Annotated in this window: 6 protein-coding genes; 4 read left to right on the forward strand and 2 right to left on the reverse strand. The window is 67.8% G+C overall.

What is annotated here, in order from left to right:
* The first annotated feature begins 383 nt into the window (after nt 1-383).
* Together B0W88_RS29235 and B0W88_RS29240 are read left to right on the forward strand one after the other, a co-directional pair.
* The gene (locus B0W88_RS29235) at nt 384-1,190 is read left to right on the forward strand and encodes an SDR family oxidoreductase (protein ID WP_077038054.1); all 807 of its coding nucleotides are present in this window, start codon (nt 384-386) and stop codon (nt 1,188-1,190) included.
* Nucleotides 1,191-1,598, forward strand: a complete 408-nt coding sequence (locus B0W88_RS29240; RefSeq protein WP_077038055.1) for a dihydroneopterin aldolase — start codon at nt 1,191-1,193, stop codon at nt 1,596-1,598. It abuts the gene before it with no gap.
* Between the two features lie 394 nt (nt 1,599-1,992).
* On the opposite strand, the gene B0W88_RS29245 is transcribed toward B0W88_RS29240, so the two are convergent.
* Entirely contained in the window at nt 1,993-2,919 is a 927-nt protein-coding gene (locus B0W88_RS29245; protein WP_077038056.1) for a LysR family transcriptional regulator, read from the reverse strand.
* Nucleotides 2,920-3,050: 131 nt separating this feature from the next.
* On the opposite strand from B0W88_RS29245, the gene B0W88_RS29250 reads away from it, so the two are divergent.
* Nucleotides 3,051-3,794 carry an SDR family oxidoreductase gene (locus B0W88_RS29250; RefSeq protein ID WP_369973960.1) on the forward strand — a complete coding sequence of 248 codons (744 nt, stop codon included), beginning with the start codon at nt 3,051-3,053 and terminating at the stop codon, nt 3,792-3,794.
* Between the two features lie 35 nt (nt 3,795-3,829).
* Nucleotides 3,830-4,738, forward strand: a complete 909-nt coding sequence (locus tag B0W88_RS29255) for an SDR family oxidoreductase (RefSeq protein ID WP_077038057.1) — start codon at nt 3,830-3,832, stop codon at nt 4,736-4,738.
* Between the two features lie 10 nt (nt 4,739-4,748).
* Here the strand turns inward: B0W88_RS29255 and B0W88_RS29260 are convergent, their stop codons facing one another.
* Complete coding sequence (locus B0W88_RS29260; protein WP_077038058.1) at nt 4,749-5,210, reverse strand: hypothetical protein; 462 nt, start codon at nt 5,208-5,210, stop codon at nt 4,749-4,751.
* Nucleotides 5,211-5,520: the final 310 nt, after the last annotated feature.

Genomic DNA, 5,520 nt, shown 5'->3' on the forward strand with positions numbered 1-5,520 from the left:
CACCACGACCTTGTCGATGGCTTCGACGGCAAGGCCGTCACCCGCCGGTGTCGCCTGGGCGAATGCCACTCCGTGACCCAGCATTACGGCCAAGGCCGATGCGGCAGCCGCCAGCGGCGTGGCCTGAATGCGCTTGTTCATCTTGTCTCCTGCTCCGTTGAATTTCTCGCCCAGGCGGCGTCAACGGATCGGAAGACCTTCAGCCACGACATCTAGACGTTTTTATTGATTATGTTCACAAGTCTAATGGCGCGACATCGCACATCGGACCTTGGGTATTCCCGAAATGCCGGCGGCTATCGCCCAGCGGCGCGCTGCAGAAACCTGGCCACGCGGGATCTCCGCTAGACAAAACAAGAACACTTTCGTATAAAGTGTCTAACATGAAGTCGAATCACAAGCCTGAAAGTCGTCCCGTCGCGCTAGTGACCGGCGGGGCACGCCGCATCGGACGCGTGATCGCACTGGAACTGGCTGCGAATGGCTGGGATGTCGCCCTGCACTACCGGCATTCGGCCGCCGACGCGGATGCCACCGTCGAGGAGTTGCGGGCACTGGGCGCGCAGGCCTTCGGCTTCCGGGCCGAACTGGGCGATGCGGCCGAACTGGAAGGATTGCTGCCGGCCGTGATCGCGCGGCATGGACGCGTGGACGCCGTGGTAAACAACGCCTCGCTGTTCGAGCACGACGATGTGGCCAGCTTCAGCGCCGACGTGGCGCTGCGCCACTTCAACGCCAACGTGACGCCGTCCATTGTGCTGGCCCGGGCCCTTCACCAGCATGTACTGTCCCGCGGCTGCGGCGGCTGCGTGGTGAACCTGCTGGACCAGAAGCTCTGGAACGCCAACCCCGATCACCTGTCGTATACGCTGTCCAAGGCGGCGCTGGAAGCCGCCGGCAAGCTGCTCGCGCAGGCGCTGGCGCCAGCACTGCGTGTCTGCGGCGTGGCGCCCGGCGTCACCCTGCCCTCCGGTCCGATGAGCGAGCAGGAGTTCGCCGAGGCACACCGGATGACGCCGCTGCAGCGTTCGTCGACGCCTGAGGACGTCGCTCGCACGGTGCGATTTCTACTCGAATCACCAGCCATGACGGGCAGCACCTTGCTGGTCGATGGCGGCCAGCACCTGAGCCCGCAGCCGCGCGACGTGCTATTCCTGGTTCGCGAGCAAGAGCCCCGGAGGGCGCCCTGAATGTCGGCCCTTCTGGACCCCCGCCTCGCCGGTTGTCGACGCCTGTATCTGCGCAACTTCGAACTGCCCGTCCGGATCGGCGCTCACGACTTCGAGAAGCGAGCAGCCCAGCGCCTTCGCATCAACGTGGATCTTTACGTCCGCCTGTCGGATTCCTCGTCACGCAACGACGAGCTGCGCGATGTGGTGGACTACGACTTCATCCGCAGCAGCGTCCTGGCGCGGCTCGAACGCGGTCATGTCCATTTGCAGGAAACGCTCTGCGACGATCTCTTGGCAACGATGCTGGCCCATCCGCAGGTGCACGCGGCGCGGGTGTCCACGGCCAAGCCTGATGTGTACGCTGATTGCGGCGAGGTGGGTGTCGAAGTGTTCGGCTTCCGGCAAGAAGAGCGCCTAGCCGATTGACCTGGCAGCCCGCTGACTGTCAGCCGATGGGGTCCACGCCTCCCCAACCTTCGTCGCCAGCTTCGCGGCGCCAGCAGCGGGCGCTACTCAAAACTCGGCACCGGTGTGCTACAGGCAAATCATTTGTCCTGGTAAGGCTCGATTGCTTGGTATGGTGAACGCTTGGCTTATGCCGCTACACAGTGCGGCAGGCGACACAGAGGAAGAAACATGGCCGTTACCGGCCAAGAACTAGGATCGAACTCAGGGGAATTTTCCGCACCGATGCACTGCGGAAGCTACTGGCAGTAACTTGTGCAGTAACCACATGGACTTCCTCAGAACGTTGTCAATATCCATCGCACTTCCAGCGGTTTTTTCGATCCTCCTCCTCTCCACCACCGATATCCAGGCCTCAGAGGGCGACCTCTGAGGCCTTTTCGTTTTCCTTCCTGAACTCCTGCGTCGCCCAGTCCAGGAACACCCGCACCCGCGGCGACAGCTGCCGCCCGCTCGGGTACAGCAGTGACACCGGCATCGACGGGGGCGGGGTGTCGGCGAGGATCTCCACGAGCCTGCCGCTGCGCAGTTCGTCCTCGACGTGGAAGCGCGGCACCTGGGCCAGGCCCAGGCCGAGGCGGATGCCCGCGAGGTAGCTCTCGGTGCCGGTGACCATCAGCGGCCCCGGCAGCGAGAGCGTGCGCACCGGGGCCTTGCCCTTGCCGTCCTCCTGGAACTCGAGCGGCGTCACCTGCCCGGTGGTGATCGAGCGCAGGCCCACCATGCGATGGCCGGCCAGCCCGTCGACGCCGCTCGGCGTCCCGAAGCGTTCGAGGTATTCCGGCGTGGCGCAGGTGAGCCGCTCCAGCAGGGTCACCTGCCGCGCCACCAGTTCGCTGTCGCGCAGCGCGCCGTAGCGCAGCACGCAGTCGACACCCTCCTGCACCAGGTCCACCCAGCGGTCGCTCTCGCTCATCGACAGCTCGATCCCAGGGTACTGGGCGAAGAAGGCCGGCAGGCCGGGCATCAGGAAGTGGCGCGCCAGCGTGCCCTGCACCTCGACGCGGAGCTGCCCCTTGACCTGGGCGCCGCTGAAGGCGCCCTCGGCGTCCTGCACGTCGTCGAGGATGCGCAGGCAGCGCTGGTGGAAGGCCTCGCCGTCCAGCGTGGGCCGCACCACGCGCGTCGTGCGCTGCAGCAGGCGCACGCCCAGCCGCGCCTCCAGCTCGGCAATGACCTTGGTCGCGGTCGAGCGCGGGATCTGCATGTCGTTGGCGGCCAGCGTGAAGCTGCGCCGGTCCACGATGCGGGCGAACAGTTGCATGGCATCCAGTCGGTCCATGGCGGCCTCCGGTTTATTTGTTCGTATTCAAGAAACAGTCTTGGCAAACTATCGATGATTATCTATTGCCAGCGAATTGCCATAGTTGCTTCACCCCGCGATATCCGCGGCGGACATCAAGGAGAACTGCAATGAGCATGAGCAACACGTCCAAGGTCGCCCTCGTCACCGGCGCCTCCCGCGGCATCGGCGCCGCCATCGCCGAGCGGCTGGCCCGCGACGGCTTCACCGTCGCCCTGAACTTCGCCGGCAATGCCAGCGAAGCCGAGCAACTGGTCCGCAAGATCGAGGCTGCCGGCGGCCGGGCCATCACCGCCCAGGCCGACGTCAGCGACGCGGCCGCCGTTGCCCGCATGTTCGACGCGGCCGAGGCCGCGTTCGGCGGCATCGACGTCCTCGTCAACAACGCCGGCATCATGAAGCTGGCCCCGCTGGCCGACAGCGACGACGCGCTGTTCGACAGCCAGGTCGCCATCAACCTCAAGGGCAGCTTCAACACGCTGCGCCAGGCCGCGCGCCGCCTGCGCGACGGTGGCCGCATCGTCAACCTGTCGACCAGCGTGGTCGGCCTGAAGCTCGAGAACTACGCCGTCTACACCGCCACCAAGGCGGCCGTCGAGGCGATGACCGGCATCCTGTCCAAGGAGCTGCGTGGCCGCTCGATCACCGTCAATGCGGTGGCGCCCGGCCCGACGGCCACGGACCTCTTCCTCAAGGGCAAGTCCGACGAGCTGATCGAGCGCATGTCCAGGATGAACCCGCTGGAGCGCCTGGGCACGCCCGCCGACATCGCCAACGCCGTGGCCTTCCTCGCCGGCCCGGACGGCGGCTGGATCAACGGCCAGGTGCTGCGCGCCAACGGCGGCATGGTCTGAGACACACCCTTCACCACCCCACCAGGAGCATCAACATGAGCAGCAGGAAAGTCATCCTCGTCACCGGCGCCTCCAGCGGCTTCGGCCGCCTCACGGCCGAGGCCCTCGCCCGGGCCGGCCACACCGTCTACGCCTCGATGCGCGGCACCACCGGACGCAATGCCGACAACGTGCGCCAGATCGCGTCCTTCGCCCAGGCCCACGGCGCCGACCTGCGCACGGTCGAGCTCGACGTGCAGTCGCAGGACTCGGCCGATGCCGCCATCGCGCGCATCGTGGCCGACTGCGCCCGCCTCGACGTGGTGATGCACAACGCCGGCCACATGGCCTTCGGCCCGGCCGAGGCCTTCACCGCCGAGCAGTTCGCCCAGCTCTACGACATCAATGTGCTGGGCGCGCAGCGGGTCAACCGTGCCGCGCTGCCGCAGTTGCGCCAGCAGGGCCGGGGCCTGCTGGTCTGGGTTTCCAGCAGCAGCTCGGCCGGCGGCACGCCGCCCTACCTGGCGCCTTATTTCGCGGCCAAGGCGGCGATGGACTCGATGGCGGTGCAGTACGCGCGCGAGCTGTCGCGCTGGGGCATCGAGACCTCCATCGTCGTGCCCGGCGCCTTCACCAAGGGCACGAACCACTTCTCGCACTCGGGCTCGCCGGCGGATGCCGCCCGCGTCGCCGAGTACGAGGCTGGTCCCTATGCCGGCTTCGGCGAGCAGATCCAGAAGGCCTTCGCCGAGATCGTGCCCGAGGACGCCGACGTGGCTGCGGTGGCCGAGGCGATCGTGGACCTGGTCGGCCAGCCCTTCGGCAAGCGGCCCTTCCGCGTTCACATCGACCCGACGCAGGACGGCGCCGACATCGGCTTCAGCGTGATGGACCGCCTGCGCGCGGAGATGCTCCACCGCGTCGGCATGTCCGACCTGCTCAGGCCGCGCGTCGTCGCGGCGTGACGCGGGGCGCCTACAGGGCCATCCAGCCATGGGCGCCCTGCCTGAACAGCGACGGGTCGAGCGCATAGACCCAGGCGGTGGAGCGCATCAGCGCCTCCACCAGCGCCCGGCGCTGCGGTTCGACCCGCAGGCCCAGCTCGGGCGCGAACAGCTCGCAGCGCAGCGCGCGCGCCACGTCGCACAGCACCGCGCAGAAGCCGTCGGCATCCGAGCGGGCGTCGATGCCGGCCCAGACTTCGCAGCCGCCAGCCTCGCCCTCCACCAGGTCGATGTGATTGCCTTCCTGCGCGCCGAAGCTGATCACCGCCCCGCCCGCCAGGCGCTGCGGCCGCCCCAGCGACGCGGCGATGTAGGGCTGCGTGAGCGCCATCGCCTCGCCAGCCAGCGGGGGTACCAGGAAGCCATGGTTCGCCGGTGCCGGCGCGGCGGCGTGGACGGAAAGGAATGCAAGCTCGAACTGCCAGACGGCCATGGCGACCTCCATCGGTGATGGCGGAACCCGCGGGGTCCCGACGCCCGTCACAGGCAAGGCCGGTGCCTCTCGGGCCGCCTGGCAGGGCCCCACCGCACGGAACCGGAGCCGTCCTACGCACGCGCAAGCCCTGCGCGGACAAGAAGGCCGCCGCGGCGTGCGGCTCAAGCGGGCTGCGCCAGCGCCCTGGCGATCGTGCCGACCGTTTTCAGCGCGGCCGGCATGCCGGCGTGGTCCGGATGCCCGAAATTGATCCGCACATGGTGGCTGAAGCGCCGGTCCGCCGAGAACAGGTGGCCCGGCGCCAGGC

It is taken from the genome of Pelomonas sp. KK5, assembly GCF_001984095.1.
Taxonomy (GTDB): domain Bacteria; phylum Pseudomonadota; class Gammaproteobacteria; order Burkholderiales; family Burkholderiaceae_C; genus KK5.

What these genes read in the sequence shown, in the direction of transcription:
- B0W88_RS29235 (WP_077038054.1), top strand. Translation starts at nt 384, where the DNA reads ATGAAGTCGAATCACAAGCCTGAAAGTCGTCCCGTCGCGCTAGTGACC.
- B0W88_RS29240 (WP_077038055.1), top strand. Translation starts at nt 1,191, where the DNA reads ATGTCGGCCCTTCTGGACCCCCGCCTCGCCGGTTGTCGACGCCTGTAT.
- B0W88_RS29245 (WP_077038056.1), bottom strand. Translation starts at nt 2,919, where the DNA reads ATGGACCGACTGGATGCCATGCAACTGTTCGCCCGCATCGTGGACCGG.
- B0W88_RS29250 (WP_369973960.1), top strand. Translation starts at nt 3,051, where the DNA reads ATGAGCATGAGCAACACGTCCAAGGTCGCCCTCGTCACCGGCGCCTCC.
- B0W88_RS29255 (WP_077038057.1), top strand. Translation starts at nt 3,830, where the DNA reads ATGAGCAGCAGGAAAGTCATCCTCGTCACCGGCGCCTCCAGCGGCTTC.
- B0W88_RS29260 (WP_077038058.1), bottom strand. Translation starts at nt 5,210, where the DNA reads ATGGCCGTCTGGCAGTTCGAGCTTGCATTCCTTTCCGTCCACGCCGCC.